Genomic DNA, 20,750 nt, shown 5'->3' with positions numbered 1-20,750 from the left:
TTTCTCTCTGTCAGTATTCGAAGGTGTAGAGATTGAAAACCGTACCGAGAAGGAATATCACCGAGAAGATGATCACGACACTGCCTATCACTTTATTAATAAGGATAATGCCTCCGTTGTCAAACTTTCCACGAATTTTATCGATCAACCACGTCAATCCAAACCACCACAGTAACGCTCCCAATACAATACCGAGGTATCCGCCAGCCATCAGCCAGGGCTTATTGGGAATGACAAAGGCAAACTGTGCAAACGTCGCCATAAAGAGAAAGATAATCAAAGGATTGGAAAACGTCACCAGGAAAGCCGTCACCCCATTATGCACCAACGTGCCTTTTCCCTTTCCGCTGAAGTGCACTTTCTTCGTGGGGTTCGACTTAAAACAATAGATCCCGAAAAGCATCAGCATCACACTGCCTAGTATTTTCAGTGCGAACAGCGTCTTCGGAGCCGTGATGAGATCCATGATAAAACTCATACCATAGCCCGTCACCAGTGCATAGATCATATCACTGACGGCAGCCCCCAATCCGGTAATGAATCCATACCACCTACCTTTGTTCAAAGTGCGCTGAACACAGAGCACACCGACAGGTCCCATTGGAGCCGAAGCGATAAGTCCAATGAGTATTCCCTTGAATACCAAATCTACGATATCTATATGAAAAGGAAATGGCATAACGTTTGCAAAATTGCGAAAAATCTGCGGATTGAGCAAATTTTCAACTTATTAAGTTTGGGTTATTCCATATTTTCAGTACCTTTGTCGACGCTTGTTTACGGCAGTTTGAGGACATTTTAAAAGCCAAACATCAGCTTTCTGAAGAGATATTTGCCCCAATCCGCCTCGACATCGACAGATAGCAGCGATTATTACTAACGAAATCATATATTAAAATGAACGGACAAACAGAACTGAAACCATACGTAATTGGTTTAGACCTGGGCGGAACAAATTCCATCTTCGGGATTGTAGACATCAGAGGTGAGATCAAAGCCACCACCGCCATCAAGACCCAAGCATACGATAATGTGGAAGACTATGTCAAAGCATCGCTCGATGCCCTGCACATCATCATCGATCAAGTGGGCGGTATCGGAACAATCAAGGCCATGGGTATCGGTGCTCCTAATGGGAACTACTACACCGGAACCATCGAATTTGCGCCCAACCTCGCCTGGGGACACGATAGTGTCATTCCCTTGGCCAAGATGTTCGAAGAGGGTTTGGGCATTCCCGTCGCCCTGACAAACGATGCTAACGCAGCCGCCATCGGCGAAATGGCTTACGGTGTGGCACGCGGCATGAAGAATTTTATGGTTATTACGCTCGGGACCGGCGTCGGTTCGGGTATCGTTGTCAACGGACAAGTGGTATATGGAAGCGACGGATTTGCCGGCGAATTAGGCCATGTCATCGTCGATAAAAACGGTCGCAGCTGCGGTTGTGGCAGACACGGTTGCCTCGAAACCTACTGTTCGGCCACGGGTGTGGCACGTTCGGCACGCGAGTTTCTCGAGAAAACCACTACCCCTTCTGTTCTACGCGAGATGAAGCCCGAAGACATTACCTCCTTCGAAGTATCGATGGCTGCAGAGAAGGGCGATAAACTAGCCCTTGATGTCTACGAATTCACTGGGCGCATGTTAGGCGAAGCATGTGCAAATTTTGCCGCATTCTCTTCTCCCGAGGCCTTTATCTTTTTCGGTGGACTCACCAAAGCGGGTAAACTCCTCATGGAACCACTCAAGAAAGCCTATGAAGAAAACGTCTTGAAGATTTATCAAAACAAGGCCAAGTTCCTGCTCAGTGCCTTGGAAGGGTCGTCGGCAGCAGTGCTTGGAGCCAGTGCTGTAGGTTGGGAACTATAATTCAGAACCCCTCAAAAAGATAGAAAAACGCCATGAGAAGCTCGTTTTCTCATGGCGTTTTTTACTTTCGTCTGCAATGCGAACGGGTAGACGACAAATGTTTTGCTTGCTTTAAATCACAATAGAAAAATCTTTTTCGTGCCCTCTACCCTTTACTTCGCACCAGAAGTTTCCCCCAAATGCTACCCAACAACAACACATCAACTCAAATAAAACCTATTTACAAATGAGAAAAAACTTTTTCACAGCAGTTATTTTCCTGCTACCCACGCTATTACAAGCACAAGAAAACAAGCTCTACGGAGAGCAATACATCAAAGCCATTGCCGACAACACCCGCCTGTATGTCTCCAAACGACCGGAGGTGAAAGACCGATTGTTCCGCTCGGAAGCCGTAGATAAAAAAATTGAGGAAGTTAAAAAACTATTGAAAAACAACCATTACCTGGCCTGGATGTTCGAAAACTGCTTTCCCAACACCTTAGAAACCACCGTACATTATAGAAAAACGAATGGCGAAGACGACACTTTCGTCTACACGGGAGATATTCCTGCCATGTGGCTTCGAGACTCAGGAGCACAAGTATTTCCCTACGTGCGCCTGGCCTCCAAAGATCCAAAACTCAAATCGATGCTCCGCGGAGTGATTTTGCGACAGTTGCGACAAATCAATATCGACCCATACGCCAACGCTTTTAACGACGGACCGACGGGAGAAGGACATCACACCGACAAAACCGACATGCAACCTGAGGTATTCGAGCGTAAATACGAAATCGACTCGCTCTGCTACCCCATCCGTTTGGCCTATCAATATTGGCTAGCCACAGGCGACGGCTCCATCTTTGGTCAACTGTGGCTGAACGCCATCCAAAAAATTCTCACCACTTTCAAAGAGCAACAACGCAAAGAGGGCCCTGGAAACTATCGCTTTGAACGCGAAACAACACGGCAAACCGAAACTCTGGGCGGCGACGGATATGGTTCGCCCGTACGACCGGTGGGACTCATCGCCTCCGCCTTTCGTCCTTCAGACGATGCCACAACGATGTTGTTCCTCATTCCCTCCAACTTCATGGCCGTATCATCGCTTCGTAAAGCCGCAGAAATTCTCTCAAAAGTGAACAACGACGAGGTTCTGAGCCAGCAATGTTCGGTCTTGGCCGACGAAGTGGCAGAGGCCTTGAAGCGATATGCCGTGGCAGACCATCCCAAATATGGAAAGATATACGCTTTCGAGGTAGACGGATACGGCGGAAGAACACTGATGGACGATGCCAACGTGCCCAGTCTGCTGGCCTTGGGATATATGGGCGATGTCCCCCTGAACGACCCTATCTATCAAAATACCCGCCGTTTTGTTTGGAGCGAAGACAATCCTTGGTTTTTCCGAGGTAAGGCAGGCGAAGGCATTGGTGGTCCGCACATCGGTGCCAATTATCCTTGGCAGATGAGCATCATGATGAAAGCCTTCACCGCCACCAACGACAAAGAGATTGAAAGTTGCATTCGCATGCTCATGCAGACCGACGGCAACACCGGCGTTATGCACGAATCGTTCAACAAAGACGATGCCGCCAACTACACTCGTGCCTGGTTTGCTTGGCCCAATACGCTCTTCGGCGAACTAATTCTCAAGCTCATAGACGACGGAAAGGCTCCCCTGCTCAACAGCATCCATGTAGACAAATAAGGAAGAATTGGCCATTGTGCATTCATGGCAAAGAGTAACTGTATTCAAAAAGAGAACCTATACGCACAATCTGCGTTATAGGTTCTCTTTTGTTGGTACCCCATTAGCTCAACTGGCCATTCTCTATGGCCAATTCTCAATAGAAAAATAGTAGAAACATGATAAGAAAGCCTTCTCAAAAAGTCCGTTAAATGATAGATACAGAGGCAGCAATGAAACAGGAATTCTATATTTAACATTTATTTACCATACATAAATAACTGACTAACAGATAGTTACAGAAAAGTTACAAGTAAAGATAAAAAAAGCCATAAAAAAGAGAACGGCATATGAGAAAAACCCTTACCTTTGCAGTGTTTTAATAAACAAAGATCGTTTTACAGATTTAAAAAGCAAAGAAAATGAAAAAATTAGTTTTGGCTTTCGTAGCTATCGCAGCAATCTCTTTCGCATCTTGCAAGGACAACAAAACCGCTCAGGGTGCAGGTGCTGACACCGCAGCTGTTGATACTGCAGCAGTAGACACTGCAGCAGCAGACACCGCCGCTGCTGATAGCGCAGCTCACATGTAATTTGAGCCGAAAGGAAAAATGAGAGAACAGCCGTTGAAGTTCTAACTTCAACGGCTTTTTTGTGCCTATCACTTCCATTCCTTCCCTCAACAAACTCCTTTTTAAGCAGAAGATTAAAACGCTGATACCCAAGAATTTACAAATACACCGCGCCATCTCTTAGCTTTTGCATCGCATTTCCTTAACTTTTGCACTCCATTTTCTTAGCTTTCGCAGGGCAAGAGCTAAGAGATGAGAAAGGAGTAGTAAGGAGGGAAGGAGTAAGGAGTATGTTCGTTCAATTCATCAACAACCTCATTGGGATTGATCTGTTGGTAGGACAGGGTTAGAAAGCGAAACCAGCTAAACCTGGCTTCTTTGAAGAAGAAGATGAAGAAGAATTTACTTCCTTGGAAGAAAAACCTTGGGGAGATGTGAGGTATTAAGACTTTCTCAGGAAGCAACCTCTCGCTTCCACATCTTATTGAATACGAATTCGGAATGAGTAACAACCATATAGAGTTGTTAACTTATCCCGAATTCGCATCTTTTTATCCTCTATCGAGAATGCATTTTATAAAAGAAACAAGAGCATTCTGGCCATAACGATTCCATCCTGTAAGAAGAACAGGGTAGAAAGAGGTTTGGATGGACACAAAAAAGACTGTAGATCATCTGACAACTCAGTCTATATGATCTACAGTCTTCAATCCAACGCTCTCCTACCCTACAGACTGACAGACTTATTTAGCAATAAGAACAGGCCGAGGAAGGAGACTATTTATACTCCGACCACGCCTTAATCTCGATGTCTTCGACACGCATGGTGGTAAAGGCAGTGATGAAAGCACTGGCCAAACGCGTGTTGGTGATAAGCGGGATATTGAGGTCGATAGCTGCACGGCGTATGCTGTAGCCGTTGGTAAGTTCGCGTGGAGTGAGGTCTTTGGGGATGTTCACCACCATGTCGATCTTCTTTTCACGCAACACGTCGAGCACTTTGGGTTCCATTCCCTCGTCGGTAGGCCAATACACGGTGGTGTTGGCAATGCCGTTCTCTGTTAGGAAGTGCGATGTGCCGCTAGTGGCATACAATTCGTAACCGTTGTTCACCAGTCGTTTGGCCGCATCTAGCATCTCGGCCTTTTGCTTTCCACCGCCAGTTGAGAGCAAAACGGTTTTCTTTGGGATGCGATGACCCACCGAAAGCATACTTGTAAGCAGGGCAGAATTGGTGTCGTCGCCCAAACAACCCACCTCGCCAGTGGATGCCATGTCGACGCCCAACACGGGGTCGGCCTTTTGTAGACGGTTAAATGAGAACTGCGAGGCCTTTATGCCCACGTAATCGAGGTCGAAAAGGTTTTTGTTAGGCTTCTCAACGGGTAGGCCAAGCATAACGCGTGTGGCCAAATCGATGAGGTTCAGCTTAAGCACTTTGCTTACAAAGGGGAACGAACGTGAGGCGCGCAAGTTGCATTCGATAACCAGCAGGTCGTTGTCGCGTGCCATAAACTGGATGTTAAACGGTCCCGAGATATGCAATTCCTTAGCAATCTGTCGGCTAACGCGCTTTATTCGGCGCACCGTTTCTATGTAAACCTTTTGTGGGGGGAACTGAATGGTGGCGTCGCCAGAGTGAACACCAGCAAACTCGATATGCTCGCTGATGGCGTAGGCTAGTATTTCACCGTCTTTGGCCACGGCATCCATCTCTATTTCTTTAGCGTGCTCGATGAATCGGCTCACCACTACGGGGTGGTCTTCGCTGACATTGGCGGCCAATTGCAGGAAGCGTTCAAGTTCTTCGCGGTTTGAACAAACATTCATAGCCGCACCCGACAGCACGTAAGAGGGGCGAACCAGCACGGGGAAGCCCACGCGATCGATGAATTCGTTAATCTTATCCATTGACGTCAACGCGCTCCACTCGGGTTGGTTGATGCCGTTTCGGGTGAGCATAGACGAGAACTTGGCGCGGTCTTCGGCGTTATCAATGTCTGTTGCCGATGTTCCAAGTATAGGCACGTGTTGCTCGTCGAGCTTCATTGCCAGGTTATTGGGTATCTGTCCACCTGTAGACACAATCACACCGTTGGGCGTTTCAAGGTCGATAACGTCCATCACGCGTTCGAATGTCAACTCGTCAAAGTACAGACGGTCGCACATGTCGTAGTCGGTAGACACCGTTTCGGGGTTATAGTTAATCATAACCGACCGATAACCCTCGCGTCGGATGGTGTTAAGGGCCTGCACACCGCACCAGTCGAACTCTACAGAAGAACCGATACGATAAGCACCAGAGCCGAGAACAACGATAGAACGACGGTCGTTGTCGAAGCGAATGTCGCTCGCTACACCCGAATAGGTGAGGTAAAGGTAGTTGGTTTGCGCGGGATATTCTGCTGCAAGCGTATCAATCTGCTTCACAACAGGCAGAATGCCATACGACTTTCGCAAGTTACGCACCACCAAAGAAGCCTTGTGCATGTTGCCCATCTCCTTTTCAAGACCCACTGCGCGGGCAATTTGGAAGTCGGTAAAGCCATACACCTTTGCCGTTCGCAACAATTCCTTATCCAATACGTTCACACTGGTGCATCGTTGCAAGGTCTCGTCGATGTCGATGATGTGCTTCAGTTTTTCCAAGAACCACTTGTCAATCTTCGTGAGCTCATGTATTTGGTCGATGGTATATCCCTTGTGCATGGCCTTTGAGATGATGAACACACGCTTGTCGGTGGGTTCGCGAAGGGCAGCATCAATGTCGTCAATCTTCAATTCCTTGTTCTCAACGAAGCCGTGCATGCCTTGGCCAATCATGCGCAATCCCTTCTGAATGGCCTCTTCAAAGTTTCGGCCGATGGCCATTACCTCGCCAACCGACTTCATCGACGAGCCTAATTCCTTGTCTACGCCGCGAAACTTACTCAAGTCCCAGCGTGGTATCTTGCAGACAACGTAGTCGAGTGCGGGCTCGAAAAAAGCGCTGGTGGTCTTTGTAACCGAGTTCTTCAGCTCAAAAAGGCCGTAGCCCATGCCCAACTTGGCTGCAACGAAAGCCAGCGGATAGCCTGTGGCCTTTGAAGCAAGGGCTGATGAACGACTAAGGCGAGCGTTCACTTCGATAACACGATAGTCTTCGCTCTTAGGGTCGAAGGCATATTGAACGTTGCATTCGCCAACGATTCCGATGTGACGGATAATCTTAATGGAGAGTGCACGTAGCTTGTGATATTCGCTATTGCTAAGCGTTTGCGATGGAGCAACAACGATACTTTCACCCGTATGGATACCAAGCGGGTCGAAATTCTCCATGTTGCAGACAGTAATGCAATTGTCGTATCGGTCGCGTACCACTTCGTATTCAATCTCTTTCCATCCCTTGAGACTTTTCTCTACCAGCACTTGTGAGGAGAACGAGAATGCTTTCTCAGCCAATTTGTTCAGTTCTTCCTCATTGTCGCAAAAGCCACTGCCCAGTCCGCCCAATGCGTAAGCAGCGCGCAAGATAACAGGATAGCCAAGATTAGCAGCAGCGCGACGTGCCTGTTCGATGGTGGAACATGCCTCGCTCTTGATCGTCTTGACGTTAATCTCATTCAGCTTTTCAACAAACAGCTCACGGTCTTCAGTGTCCATGATGGCTTGCACGGGCGTACCCAGCACTTTCACGCCATACTTTTCGAGCACACCACTTTGGTAAAGTTCCACACCGCAGTTAAGTGCCGTTTGTCCACCGAAGGCCAAGAGAATGCCGTCGGGGCGTTCTTTCTCGATAACCCTTTCAACGAAATAAGGCTGAACGGGTAGGAAATATATCTGGTCGGCTACGCCTTCAGAGGTTTGCACCGTGGCGATGTTGGGGTTGATAAGCACCGTTTGTACGCCCTCTTCACGTAGGGCTTTGAGCGCTTGCGAGCCAGAGTAGTCGAATTCACCCGCTTCGCCAATCTTCAATGCGCCGGAACCCAGCAGCAACACTTTCTTTATGCTTTCGTCTTTCATATTTCTAAGGGGTTTTATAGGGTGAGTTTTTCCACGAAAAGGTCGAACATAAACAGCGTATCGACCGGTCCTGAGCAGGCTTCAGGGTGGAATTGGGAAGTGAACCATGGGTTGGTGTTGTGGCGCACGCCTTCGTTACTGCCGTCGTTCATGTTTACGAACAACTCACTCCAATCCTTATCAAGCGTAGAAGCATCAACGGCATAACCGTGGTTTTGGCTCGTAATGTAGCATTTATCTGTGCCCACCATACGCACAGGTTGGTTGTGCGAGCGGTGTCCGTACTTTAATTTATAGATGTTAGCACCGCCTGCCTTGGCCATAAGCTGGTTGCCCATGCAAATTCCGCAGATGGGTTTGCGGCTCTTGCTCATTTGTTGGCGCAGTATGTTTACTGCATCTTGGCACAAATCGGGGTCGCCAGGGCCGTTTCCAAGGAAAAGTCCGTCGAATTCCATTCCAGTATAGTCGTAATTCCAAGGCACGCGCACTACTTCAAGACCACGTTCGATGAGGTTGCGAATGATGTTTGCCTTCACTCCGCAGTCTACCAACACAACGCGTTTTCCTGCCCCTTCGTTATAGCCAATTATCTCTTTGCAGCTAACACGGTCTACAAAGTTCACGCCTTCGTACTGCGCTTGGGGTATATTTTCAGGTTCGTCGTCGAAGATTATTTGGCCCATCATCACGCCATGTTCGCGCAAAACCTTGGTAAGCTCGCGTGTATCGATGCCCGTTATGCCAGATACATGTTCGCGTTTAAGCCATTCGGCCAAGCTTTCGTTAGCGTTCCAGTGGCTATATTGCTCGCTATAATCGCTCACAATGATGGCCGAGGCGTGTATATGGTCGCTCTCCATGAACGTGGGTAGCCCTTCGGGGCCAAAGGTGAAGGGTGGAACGCCGTAGTTGCCAACCAAGGGAAAGGTAAGCGTTACTAGCTGACCGGCATAAGAAGGGTCGGTAAGACTCTCAGGGTAGCCCATCATGGCCGTGTTAAAAACCACTTCGCCTGCCACAGGCGCATCGTAACCAAACGACTTGCCGTGGAATTTGGTACCGTCTTGCAGAACTAATGTTACGTTTCTCATTCTTTGAGGATTTTGAGGAGATTGGAGCTTCCCATATTTGGGAAGACTTGATTGTCATATTTTTTTCGATTCCCAAGTTTGGGAAAGGTTATTTTCTACTTTTTCGGGGTTTCCCATGTTTGGGAAAGCCTGATTGTTATATTTTTTTCGATTCCCAAGTTTGGGAAAGGTTGTTTTCTACTTTTTTCAGGTTTCCCATGTTTGGGAAAGCTTGATTGTCGTATTTTTTCGATTCCCAAGTTTGGGAAAGGTTGTTTTCTACTTTTTTCAGGTTTCCCATGTTTGGGAAAGCTTGATTGTCGTATTTTTTCGATTCCCAAGTTTGGGAAGCCCCATTTTCCCATTTTCATTCAAAAACGATGACGGGAAACTCGCCCTACTCATTTTTGTCGTTCGCGCTCGACGTAATTGACGAAGGCTTGGTTGCAGAGACGGGTTCCGCCGGGCGTGGGATAGTTGCCCGTGAAATACCAGTCGCCTTTGTGATGGGAAATGGCGCGATGCAGTCCTTCGATAGACTGGTAGACCAGTTCGATGGGCGTGGCAACGCCTTGCGGACGGAGCATCTCGACAATCTTCTCGTTGATTTCCTCCACGGTGAAAGGTTTGTAGAGGGCTCGCACACAGTTTTGCATCTCAGCGGCCGACTTCTTCAGTTCAGCTACACATTCTTTATATATATCGTCGATAAGGGTGTGCAAGCCACGCTCTTTGAGCAGCGCGACGGTGGCCCGGAACACGCAGAACTCTTCCAGTCGGGGCATGTCGATGCCGTAATAGTCGGGGTAGCGGATTTGGGGCGCGCTGCTTACAATGATGATTCGGCGGGGGTGCAGGCGATTGAGTATGCGGAGGATGCTACGTTGGAGGGTGGTGCCGCGCACGATGCTGTCGTCGATCACCACAAGGTTGTCTTCGCCGGGGCGGATGCTTTCGTAGGTGATGTCGTAGACATGCGAGGCGAGGTCGTTGCGTGAGTTGCCCTCGGCGATGAAGGTGCGTAGCTTGATGTCTTTCCAGGCCACTTTCTCCAGTCGGACGTCTTCCCGGAGAATGTCGGCGATCTCTTCTGCCGAGGGCGAGTGGCCCAGCTCCTGGATGCGGTGAGTTTGCTGCCGGCGGATGTATCGTTTGAACCCGTCGACCATCCCGTAGAACGCCACCTCGGCCGTATTGGGAATGAAAGACAGAACGGTGTGGCGCGTGTCGTAGTCGACAGCGCGGAGGATGGTGTCAGTAAGCTGCTCACCCAGTTTTTTTCGCTCGCGGTAGATGTCGGCATCCGACCCACGACTGAAGTAGATCCGTTCGAACGAACACGAGCTGTCGCCCCGCTGTTCGATGATGCGTTCGATGCGACAGTCGCCATTACGCCGGACGATGAGGGCAGTTCCAGGCTCGAGTTCCTTCACCTCGTCGCGCTCGATGGCGAAGGTCGTTTGCAGTACGGGTCGTTCGCTGGCCAAAGCAACCACCTCATCATTGCGATAATAGAAAGCCGGACGAATGCCCCAGGGGTCGCGCATGGAGAAGAATTCGCCGCTACCGGTGATGCCGCACACCACGTAGCCGCCGTCAAAGTGGGTCATCGTAGTCTTCAATACGTTGGCCACGTCGACGTGGTCTTCGATATATCGCGTGATGTCGGTGTCGGTCAACCCTTGCGCCTGCGCCGCTACAAAGTTGCGTTCCACCTCGCGGTCCAATCGGTGGCCCATCAATTCGAGCATGATGTAGCTGTCGCTGTAGATGCGCGGACTCTGTCCCTGCTGCGTGAGTCGATGAAAAATCTCCTCGATGTTGGTCATATTGAAGTTGCCACACAGACTGAGGTTCTTCGCCCGCCAGTTGTTGCGGCGCAAGAAAGGATGCACATAAGAGAGTCCGCTCTTTCCTGTGGTAGAATAGCGTAGATGTCCCATGTAGAGTCGCCCGGCAAAGGGCAGCGTGTGTTGAGCAAAGTCGGCATCGGCGAGCTCTTCCGCTCCCACCTTGGCAAACTCCCGCTGCACTCGTGCGAAGATTTCGGTGATGGCATTGCTACCCTCGGCCCGTTCGCGAAACATGTATTCGTGTCCAGGCTGCGTCTCGAGCTTCACGCAAGCCATGCCCGCAGCTTCCTGTCCGCGGTTGTGCTGCTTCTCCATCATCAGATAGAGTTTGTTGAGCCCGTACATCCACGTGCCGTATTTCTGTTGATAGTATTCCAGCGGCTTGAGCAATCTGATCATCGCCACACCGCACTCATGCTTCAAGGGTTCCATTCTAATGTTTTCGTATCGAGTTCTACCGGTTGAAAAATACTTATATAGGTGCTGCAAGCAGTATGAGTACAAGTTGAGGGATGCTGCAAAACATCCCTCAACACGTTTATCTCGTTAATCCCACAATCAAAGAAGCCAGCGACAATATCGAACTTGCCAAGCCCACCCAAATGCTTGTCGAGACCGATACCTGAGCACTATTGGCCTTGGCTGCGATGGGTTCGACGTAGACGATGTCGTTCTGCTGCAAATAATAGTAGGGCGAATTAATGAGGTTAGCATCCTTCAAGTTGAGTCGATGTACCGACTTGTGCCCGTCGGCATCCTCTCTGATGAGCATCACGTTGTCGCGTTTACCGTATAAGGTGAGGTCGCCAGCCTGTGCAATAGCCTCGATGATGCTCATCTTCTCTGTGGTGACGGGGATGACAGAAGAACTGTTCACTTCGCCCAACACCGTTACATGGAAGCTCGACATCCGCACCGTGACGATCGGTTTTTCGGTGGCTGAGAGATAAGAGGAGATTTTTTCTTTAATCAGGTCTTGGCATTGCTTTTTCGTCAGACCGGCTACATGCAGTTTGCCTACGATGGGGAACTCGATATTTCCGTCGTTATCCACAGCATAGTCTTGCAAATTGGATGCCGAATTGAGTTGTCCTCGTGTGCCCACAGTCCCGTTTACGGTGAGGTTAAAGGGAGCCGAAGCTGCTGGGTCGGTTGTAACGACAGTAATGGAGAGCTGATCTTTGGGCATGATTTTGGTGTCATGCTGCCCTTTAGATGCAGCCAAACTCAGGGTATCGATGTTCTGGAAATACACCACTCTCTTACTTCCTCCGCAGCTTCCCGTGAGCAACACGGCTGCCAACAAGATAAAAGGAATCAGTATCTTCTTCATCTTTTCTTTATCTAAAACGTAATCTGGATATTTTCAATCTATTGAAAAGTAACGTATGCCAAGGATTTCAAGCTTTGCTCAGGGTTCTCCAGTCGCGGCTTGCACTTGCAAAAGTACTGCTTATTTTTTGATTCCACAAATCTTTATCCGTTTTATTCCGGCCACCTTTACAAGGCAACAAATGGCAATAAGCCGTTGTTCTCCCGGGCAGAATGTGTTATCTTTGCGGCAATCAATCAAGATAACGATGCAAATTCAACCCATTGCCCATTTTCATTCGCCCTTTTCTTCTAAGTTCGGCATTCCTAAACAAAGCGGATTAGTAGAAGATTTGCGCGGAAAAATTGTCTTCGAACCTGCCTATCGCAGCAGAGATGCGCTACGCGGACTGGAGGGTTTCGATTTCATTTGGCTCATTTGGGCGTTCTCGGCCAACGTGCAGCCGACCAATAGCCTGGTGGTTCGCCCGCCATTGTTAGGCGGAAACGAGCGAGTGGGCGTGTTTGCTTCGCGTTCGCCTTTCCGACCGAATGGTTTAGGCTTGTCTTCCGTTCGGATTGAACGCATCGAGTGGCAGAGCATGCAGGGACCAGTGATTCACGTCCTGGGGGCCGATTTGATGAATGGGACGCCCATCTTCGACATCAAACCTTATCTATCCTATGCCGACAGTCATGTAGGAGTGCGATGCGGATTTGTGGATCGTCATGCGATTCGTCGGCTCGAGGTACGTTTCGAGGCAGATATGTCTCCCTACTTCACAGCAGAGGAGCAGGAAGTGCTGCGAGGCGTGCTGGAATTAGACCCTCGTCCACATTATCAAAGCAGTCCGACAAAGATCTACGGCATGCCTTTTCAAGGGGTAGACATCCGTTTCAGCGTTTCACAAGACGGCGTGCTCACCGTCACAGAAATCGTGGGCTGAAGGCCTAATTTCTACCGCACACGCAAGATAACGGCCTCAACCGAGCGTGTTTCCGTCTGGAAATCGGCCTGAAAACAAAGATTTTCAGCTTTTATTTTGTCCACGTTGGAATATCTTTATACCTTTGTGTTGCGAATTTTACTAACTTTATCAATCATCTTAATTCAAAAAGCGATGAAAATTTCTACACTTTTCGGAGGAGTTGCTCTCCTTATTTCGTCAGTGGCACAGGTACAGGCACAAACTTATTGTCAACCCTCGAAGACCAATCCGGCCAATTTTGCACATGCCGCAAGCCAGTCTTTCTATAGCTTAGTGGTAACGTCGGGCGGAACAACGCTGCTTTCTTACACCGATGGACCCTGCAAAAATGCTTACAACTGGTTGCAGGACGAACAGTCTTTTAAGACCGCACCGGGCGAGAAACTTCTTCTCGACGTGCGTTCGGGCATTTGGACGTGGGACATTCAGATAGGTTTCGACTGGGATGGCGATGGCAGTTTCGAAGACATTCAACGTGCTTTCTCCACGCCGGGTACAGCCATCACCGAGGCCACTTCATCTTGGAACCCCATCTACGCCTCGACCTATGCCGATACCAATTGGCGCAGAGCGCAACAGTCGAGCTTAGGTCATCGGGGCGTGGTGCAGCATCAATTCACCGTGAACGTACCTGCCGACGCAAAGGCCGGCAAGAGTAGGATGCGCATCCTGTGCGATGGCGACGGTTATGCAGGCGGACATGCTCCTGCGCTCGACATGTGCAATTCGGTGGGTTATGCCGGTTCGATGCACGACTTCGGCGTCGAAGTGACCGTAGTAAATGCTATCGACCACGTGAAAACTTCCGACACGGCAGCACAAACGGACGAGGTGTACACCCTGAGTGGCGTTCGGCTCAACACGCCTGTCAAAGACTTGCCCAAAGGCATCTACATTGTCAACGGTAAGAAAATTGTGAACCCATAATATGTTGTCCTGAATTTAAGAGATGTTTCGCATTGCATCGCTGTTGTGATGGCAGCAAGGCAATCATGTAGATTGAGACCAATCCCGGTGCCGCAAGAAGGCATCGGGATTTTTTCTTTTCATCGTTGAATTTACAAAAGTGAAAAGGCGACTTTTCAAAGTCGAAGAGCCGGATTTGCAGGAACGAAGAGACATCATTGCAAAAGCTAAGAGATCGAACTGCAAAAGCTAAGAAAACGCTCTCCATTCTCTTAGCTTTTACGGTGCGAAAGCTTAGCTTTTGCAAAAATAAAGTATGGAGACACGCGTGGGCTCTCCGCGGTGGAAAAATATTTTATGAAAGCATCAAATGAGACTCCGCGGTGGAAAAATATTTTATGAAAGCATCAAATGAAGCTCCGCGGTGGAAAAATAATTTATGAAAGCATCAAATGAAGCTCCGCGGTGGAAAAATATTTTATGAAAGCATCAAATGAGACTCCGCGGCGGAAAAATAATTTATGAAAGCATCAAATGAAGCTCCACGGCGGAAAAATAAATTATGAAAGCAGACCATTCGGTTGAATGGTTAGAATAAATGATCGGTGGAAGCACCTCCTAAGCTTTGAAAATAGAATTTCCCTCGATCATCAGTTCGTCCTCGTTCAGAAGATATTCCAGGGCATCAGTCAAGTCGTCTTTCCGAAGTGGCAGGGTATAGAGCTCTTCAAGGGAGTGATGTTGTCCGTCGGCCAGCAATCGAAGAATCAGTTCTTGGGCATGCGTGGCGGTCGCGTCAGTAGTTTTCTCGCTCGAACGAGCCAAACACACATCGCACTGTCCGCAGTCTTCCTCGCATTCTTCACCCAGATAGCGCAGCAATTGCCTACTGCGGCATATCGTTCCCTCGGAAATATAGGCCAGCATACTGGCGATGCGCTGAGATAATTGTTCTTTCCGATCTTCGTAAACCTCTTTGGGGATGACCACCCGCTCTCCGTCCACTCGGTTGCGCAGATAGGTAATGATGGGTGTTTTGCGCTGGGGGATGAATCGGATGATGTGCTGCTGGGCAAGATTCTTCAGTACGACGTACACCTGATGCGTGTTCAGACCAGCCTCCTGGGCTACGAGGGCTTCTTCGATGTAGACATAATCGCTGAACATGCCGCAGTAACAACGCAGAAGACTTGTGATGACGGCATCTTCTTGGGCCGGTCTATTCTCGAGTCGGTAGAGTTCGTCTCGCTCTAAGAGGAACTTCAATCGGGCTTTTCCGTCCGGGTCGGTATGATAATGCAGATAGCCCGAACGGTCTAAAAGGTGCAAAGCGGCGTTCACCTGTATGGGAAAGTGCTTAAAGGTGTGGCAAAACTTTTCGATGTCGAAGAGAAACGAGTGACCGGCACCACTGGCCACACCGATTTGATAGTAGTAGGCCAGATCTTCATACACACCTTTAATATATTCTTTGTCGGGAAAATGATGGGCCACTCGCTTGTTGAGCTTGCTCTTATCAACTTCTTCCCACAACAATACGGCATAAGCCTTCTGTCCATCTCGGCCTGCTCTGCCGGCTTCCTGGAAGTAGGCCTCAATCGAATCGGGACTATCTACATGCACCACCACGCGGACATCAGGTTTGTCGATTCCCATTCCGAAGGCATTCGTGGCCACCATGACGCGCACTTCATTCTGCTGCCACATGTTTTGTCGAAGATTTTTCACGGTCGGTTCTAATCCGGCGTGATAGAAAGTGGCAGGAATGTGGATGGAGTTGAGATAGTCGGAGATTTCCTTCGTCCGCCGTCTGCTGCGCACATAGACAATAGCCGACCCGCTAACGGCATTTAAGATTCGCCGCAGTTGTGCGCTCTTGTTAGACGTTTGACGCACGATGTAAGCCAAATTCTTGCGTCCGAAATCCATCCGAAACACATTCTCCACACGGAATTGCAATTTCCTCTGGATATCGCCTATCACCCTCGGCGTGGCTGTTGCTGTGAGAGCGAGCACGGCCACTTCGGGTTTGAGTTTGCGTATCTCGGCGATGGCAAGATAAGAAGGACGGAAATCGTAACCCCACTGACTGATGCAGTGAGCTTCATCCACCGTGATGAAACTCACTTTCATGTGTCGGAGTTTGATTTTAAAGAAATCGGAAGCGAGCCGTTCGGGCGAAACATAAAGCAGTTTCACGCCGCCGAAGATGCAGTTTTCAAGCGTTGCAACGATCTCGCTCCGCGACATACCCGAGTAGATGGCTGCGGCCCGAATGCCTTTCTGTCGCAAATGATCCACCTGATCTTTCATCAACGCAATGAGCGGCGTGATAACGATACACACGCCGCTCATCACCAGTGCCGGAACTTGAAACGTAATAGATTTTCCTCCGCCTGTCGGCATCAGTCCTAACGTGTCTCGCCCCTGCGCAATGCTTTCGATAATGTTTCGCTGAATACCGCGGAAATCGGGATAGCCCCAGTATTCACGCAATTTTTCTTTGAATCGATCGATCGCCATGTCTTTTTGATTCTCCTTCCGACAAACTACAGTCTCCAGCACGCCTCGGCATCTTCTGCCTCCGTGAGCCGGATGTCTTCTATCTGCAATTGTATTGCGTTGTGCCGGAAAACATTATCCTCTATCGTATAAGCGATATCAAAACTGCGCTTCGACTTGATGTAACGCGCCGATGCACTCTGTCCGAAAGCGATGCCGTTGACCACGTTGCTTGATTTCGAGTCGATCAACTCGAGTTTGATATGCTCCTGCTCGCGTCCCACCACCTTGCTCGTTCCGTAATCGTAAACGCCCGTCGTACAGAATCGGGGCTTTTGATTGCCGGGCCCGAAAGGCGCGAATTTCTTCAAATCATGATGCAGTTTCTTGGTGATGTCCTTGAAATCGAGTAGCTCGTCGATATGCAACGTCGCTTCGGTCTGTTCGGGCATGATATGGCTATCTACATAGTTGTGGAATCGTTCGAGAAACACCGGAATGTCACTCCATCTCATCGTAAGTCCTGCAGCATAGGTATGTCCGCCGAAGTTGATCAGCAAATCGCGACAACTTTTAATGGCGGCATAGATGTCAAAGCCCATTACACTGCGTGCCGACCCTGTGGCAAACTCGCCGTCGCGGGTGATCACCACCGTCGGTCGAAAATAAATCTCCGTTAGTCGGGAAGCAACGATACCGATAACGCCCTTCTTCCAATTCTCATCATAGAGCACAATACTCGAGCGGTGCTTCTGACTCTCGAGCCGGGCTACAATCGAATTCGCTTCCTCGGTCATCTGTTTGTCGATATCCTTTCGTTGCTCGTTATACTCATCAATGTGTTTGGCATTTTGCAGTGCCACATTATAGTCCTTCTCCACGAGCAAGTCTACACTCTTCTTACCATTTTCCATCCTACCCGAAGCGTTGATCCGCGGCCCAATTTTAAAGACAATGTCGCTCATCGACAGGTCCCGCTCAGCCAGTCCACAGATGTCGATAATCGCCTTCAGTCCGATGCTCGGGTTTTGGTTCAGCTGTTTGAGTCCGTGATAAGCCAAGATGCGGTTTTCTTCTACTACCGGAACGATGTCCGCCGCAATGCTCACGGCGCAGAGGTCGAGCAGCGGAATAAGCCTCGAAAAAGGAATTCCATTATTTTTGGCAAACGCCTGCATCAACTTGAAGCCCACGCCGCAACCGCAGAGATGCTTAAACGGATAGCTATCATCGGCTCTTTTCGGGTTAAGCACGGCCACGGCGGGCGGCATTACCTCGTCTGGCACATGATGATCGCAGATAATAAAATCGATGCCTAACGATTTGGCATATCCTATTTCCTCCACAGCCTTGATACCACAGTCGAGAATAATAATCAGCTTCACCCCTGCCTGGTGTGCATAGTCGATGCCCTTCTTGCTCACCCCGTACCCTTCTTCGTAGCGATTGGGGATGTAATACTCAATATTCGAATAGAATTGTTGCAGAAATCGATAAACCAACGCTACCGCTGTGCATCCGTCCACGTCGTAATCTCCATAGATCAGGATGCGCTCCTTGCGTCCCATAGCATCATTAAGCCTATCCACAGCCACATCCATATCTTTCATCAAGAAAGGGTTGAGAATATCGTTGAGCTGTGGACGGAAGAACCGTTTAGCCGCACTCTCTGTAGTGATGCCTCTGCGAATGAGCACTCTCCCCAGCACAGCACTCATATTGAGTTTCTCGCTCAGTTCTTCGCCAGCCTGTTCTTCAGCCAGTGTAGGCAGTTCGTATTTCCATTTAAAGTGCATGATTTTCTTTTTAATTCTTCACCCTGCGGAGAGGTCTCCCTCCTTCTTAACAAGGTTTCTTTGGCGTGTAAAATTACGAATATCTTATGAAAAACCGACACACAGAAGCCTAAAATTGATCCCTCACCTTCCGTTTCCTCCTTTTCCATATAACATCTACAAGCTATCACAATGTCGAGGGTTTTCTGTCGAAGACGTATGCAGAACGACGGAGTGCAAAATTCAGCGGATCGTTAATCCTCACACTGTGCAGGGGTAGGAAATCGCTCGAATTTTGTGAACAATTAAAATAAACAAGACATCAGTCTTCATTCCTAAAAATCTTCATTCCTTTCACTCCTTCACATCTTTCACTTCTAAAAAATGCCTCTGCTTCTCACAATCTTTCGCCGAATAATCGTCGCATTCATTACCGTGACCAGCAGAAAAAGAGCTAATCCCACGAGAATCGCAGGAGCGGCAGAGCCTTGCGGAAGGTCGGGAAAGAGTGTCTCGAGGAGATGAATGTAGCGAGTGCGGACAAGGAGCAGAATCAGAAGACTAAGCAGCAGAACAGTTAGATTGAGTCCGACCGATAGTAGTTGATAAGGCAAAGCCACACGAGCAGGACTGTAGCCCAGCAGCAAAAGCGTCTTGAGCTTCGAAGCGTTCTTCTCTACCAACAGATAAATGCTGAGTAGCAGGACGTAGAAGCTGAGAACGGAGATGATGCCGCCCACCGTCATGACCATCGAAACGATGAGCCTGAGAAAATGAGACGTCTTTTCGGCATCGAGATTGGGATCTTCCAGGTCATAACCGTGAGTGTCGAGATAGGCCGAGATTCGCTCGTCGGCCGGATTGCGAGGCTCGAAGATGAGGCGGAGCGGTTCCGTCGGTGCACCGGTGGAGAAGCGGCGGTTGCTCCAATCCATGAACGCCTGCGGCACAAGGATAGTATTGAGCTTAGAAGAGAAACCGATAACGCGACCGCGGAACTGCCCCGTTTCTTTGTCGCCGCGGATGAAGATGCGGAAATCAATGAGCGAAACGAGACCTTCGCTAATTTTAGGCAGCGAGTGGCTCTGGGCAAAACCGAAGTTGTACATTGTTATATAGCTGCGAGGCAGAATGACGGGCACCTCGCTACTGCCAGGCGTGTAGTGCCAAACAGAGGGAGAAGCGTCGACGAAGTCATCGGGTAGACTCTCGAAGAAGAGTTCGGAGTTGAGAATCCTTGTGCCATTGACCCACATCGAGGCCTCGGTCTGGTAGGCAGCAGAGGTAAAATGGCCCATCCTACCTACGAAGGGTTGTGCACAGAGGCTATCCTCCTCCTCAATCGCGAATCCCGAGGAGGGAGAGGCCGACGCACCAGCGAGGCCTATTTTCTTGCTCACCACAAGATAATCAGCCTTCATAAAGCTGTCGGCCGAGGTGAATACGGGTACGACATCGCAATAAAACTGCCAACCCAACAGCACGATAGCCGTGCCGAAAAGATTGGCGAAGAAAAAGCCTGTCAACTGAGGCAGACTGATGTGCTGACGAAGCAGCTTCCAAAGCAATTTCATAGTTTCAGCGTTTTTTCGTAAGGCAAGGGCAAATGTTTACCGATGCTCGTAGCAATGAGGCCAGCTCCCTGGGTACGAACTTCGGTCAGCAGAAGGTGGGCCATGAGGCGGGCGTTGTGATCGTCGAGATGACTAATGGGTTCGTCGGCGATGAGGAAGTCGAAGGGCTGCACCAAGGCGCGCAACAAGGCTACGCGTTGCTGCTGACCGTAAGACATCCGAGAGACGAGCGTCTCTGCTTTGTCAGCGATACCGAGCTGCTCGAACCAAAGGAGAATCTCCCGACGCGACTTCCGGCGCGTGAGTCGGTTCTTGATTTCTACGTTCTCCATGGCGGTGAGCTCGGGAAAGAGGCGCAGTTCTTGAAACAAATGCGCCACATGCAAGGTGCGAATCGTCGTCCAATCTTTCATTCGGAATTGGCGGATGTCGGTCTCATCGAATCGAATGCTACCGGCATAGTCGTTGCGATAGCCCATGAGATAACTGCAAAAAGTGCTCTTTCCCTTTCCGCTCTCAGCCTCGAGGAGATAGAGACGGCCTTTCTCAAAGACCACATCGCGTTGCCAGAGTTCGGAATTCAGATGGGCTACCGACGCAAATACCTGTGGCAGGACATGATGAAGGTGTATCTTGTTCATTT

General features: G+C 49.3%; 15 protein-coding genes. 5 read left to right on the top strand and 10 right to left on the bottom strand.

The window, feature by feature from the left end; translation table 11 throughout:
* Window positions 1-10: 10 nt before the first annotated feature.
* The gene (locus J5A66_RS04690; RefSeq protein ID WP_211791308.1) at window positions 11-679 is read right to left on the bottom strand and encodes a LysE family translocator; all 669 of its coding nucleotides are present in this window, start codon (window positions 677-679) and stop codon (window positions 11-13) included.
* Window positions 680-897: 218 nt separating this feature from the next.
* Between J5A66_RS04690 and J5A66_RS04685 the strand changes: the two genes are divergently transcribed.
* The 3 genes from J5A66_RS04685 (at window position 898) to J5A66_RS04675 (ending at window position 4,137) form a co-directional block, all read left to right on the top strand.
* On the top strand, window positions 898-1,872 hold the full coding sequence (locus J5A66_RS04685) for an ROK family protein (RefSeq protein ID WP_211791307.1): 975 nt from the start codon (window positions 898-900) through the stop codon (window positions 1,870-1,872).
* Between the two features lie 226 nt (window positions 1,873-2,098).
* On the top strand, window positions 2,099-3,565 hold the full coding sequence (locus J5A66_RS04680) for a glycoside hydrolase family 125 protein (RefSeq protein ID WP_211791306.1): 1,467 nt from the start codon (window positions 2,099-2,101) through the stop codon (window positions 3,563-3,565).
* Between the two features lie 401 nt (window positions 3,566-3,966).
* Complete coding sequence (locus J5A66_RS04675) at window positions 3,967-4,137, top strand: hypothetical protein (RefSeq protein ID WP_211791305.1); 171 nt, start codon at window positions 3,967-3,969, stop codon at window positions 4,135-4,137.
* Between the two features lie 756 nt (window positions 4,138-4,893).
* Here J5A66_RS04675 and carB read toward each other — a convergent pair.
* The 5 genes from carB to J5A66_RS04650 form a co-directional block, all read right to left on the bottom strand.
* Window positions 4,894-8,124 (bottom strand): carbamoyl-phosphate synthase (glutamine-hydrolyzing) large subunit, encoded by a 3,231-nt coding sequence (carB, locus tag J5A66_RS04670; RefSeq protein WP_211791304.1) that lies wholly within the window; start codon window positions 8,122-8,124, stop codon window positions 4,894-4,896.
* 14 nt (window positions 8,125-8,138) lie between these two features.
* The gene (gene carA / locus J5A66_RS04665; protein WP_211791303.1) at window positions 8,139-9,218 is read right to left on the bottom strand and encodes a glutamine-hydrolyzing carbamoyl-phosphate synthase small subunit; all 1,080 of its coding nucleotides are present in this window, start codon (window positions 9,216-9,218) and stop codon (window positions 8,139-8,141) included.
* A 136-nt stretch (window positions 9,219-9,354) separates the two neighbouring features.
* Entirely contained in the window at window positions 9,355-9,498 is a 144-nt protein-coding gene (locus J5A66_RS04660; RefSeq protein WP_211791302.1) for a hypothetical protein, read from the bottom strand.
* A 100-nt stretch (window positions 9,499-9,598) separates the two neighbouring features.
* The gene (locus J5A66_RS04655; protein WP_211791301.1) at window positions 9,599-11,482 is read right to left on the bottom strand and encodes an amidophosphoribosyltransferase; all 1,884 of its coding nucleotides are present in this window, start codon (window positions 11,480-11,482) and stop codon (window positions 9,599-9,601) included.
* A gap of 106 nt (window positions 11,483-11,588) precedes the next feature.
* Complete coding sequence (locus J5A66_RS04650; protein ID WP_211791300.1) at window positions 11,589-12,383, bottom strand: polysaccharide biosynthesis/export family protein; 795 nt, start codon at window positions 12,381-12,383, stop codon at window positions 11,589-11,591.
* Between the two features lie 247 nt (window positions 12,384-12,630).
* Between J5A66_RS04650 and tsaA the strand changes: the two genes are divergently transcribed.
* On the top strand, window positions 12,631-13,308 hold the full coding sequence (gene tsaA, locus J5A66_RS04645) for a tRNA (N6-threonylcarbamoyladenosine(37)-N6)-methyltransferase TrmO (RefSeq protein WP_211791299.1): 678 nt from the start codon (window positions 12,631-12,633) through the stop codon (window positions 13,306-13,308).
* Window positions 13,309-13,482: 174 nt separating this feature from the next.
* A complete protein-coding gene (locus tag J5A66_RS04640; RefSeq protein WP_211791298.1) occupies window positions 13,483-14,277 on the top strand; it encodes a GEVED domain-containing protein in 795 nt (264 codons plus the stop codon).
* Between the two features lie 597 nt (window positions 14,278-14,874).
* Here J5A66_RS04640 and J5A66_RS04635 read toward each other — a convergent pair.
* From J5A66_RS04635 to J5A66_RS04620, 4 genes are all read right to left on the bottom strand, one after another.
* Window positions 14,875-16,779: an ATP-dependent DNA helicase RecQ gene (locus J5A66_RS04635; protein ID WP_211791297.1), complete on the bottom strand. Its 1,905-nt coding sequence runs from the start codon at window positions 16,777-16,779 to the stop codon at window positions 14,875-14,877.
* A gap of 26 nt (window positions 16,780-16,805) precedes the next feature.
* Window positions 16,806-18,554: a single-stranded-DNA-specific exonuclease RecJ gene (gene recJ / locus J5A66_RS04630; RefSeq protein WP_211791296.1), complete on the bottom strand. Its 1,749-nt coding sequence runs from the start codon at window positions 18,552-18,554 to the stop codon at window positions 16,806-16,808.
* 356 nt (window positions 18,555-18,910) lie between these two features.
* Window positions 18,911-20,107, bottom strand: a complete 1,197-nt coding sequence (locus tag J5A66_RS04625; RefSeq protein WP_211791295.1) for an ABC transporter permease — start codon at window positions 20,105-20,107, stop codon at window positions 18,911-18,913.
* Window positions 20,104-20,748, bottom strand: a complete 645-nt coding sequence (locus tag J5A66_RS04620; protein ID WP_211791294.1) for an ATP-binding cassette domain-containing protein — start codon at window positions 20,746-20,748, stop codon at window positions 20,104-20,106. Before J5A66_RS04620 ends, J5A66_RS04625 begins: the two co-directional genes overlap by 4 nt.
* Window positions 20,749-20,750: the final 2 nt, after the last annotated feature.

Origin of the sequence: Prevotella sp. oral taxon 475, assembly GCF_018127805.1 — a bacterium.
Classification (GTDB): domain Bacteria; phylum Bacteroidota; class Bacteroidia; order Bacteroidales; family Bacteroidaceae; genus Prevotella.
This window is presented reverse-complemented; position numbering and strand designations above follow the sequence as displayed.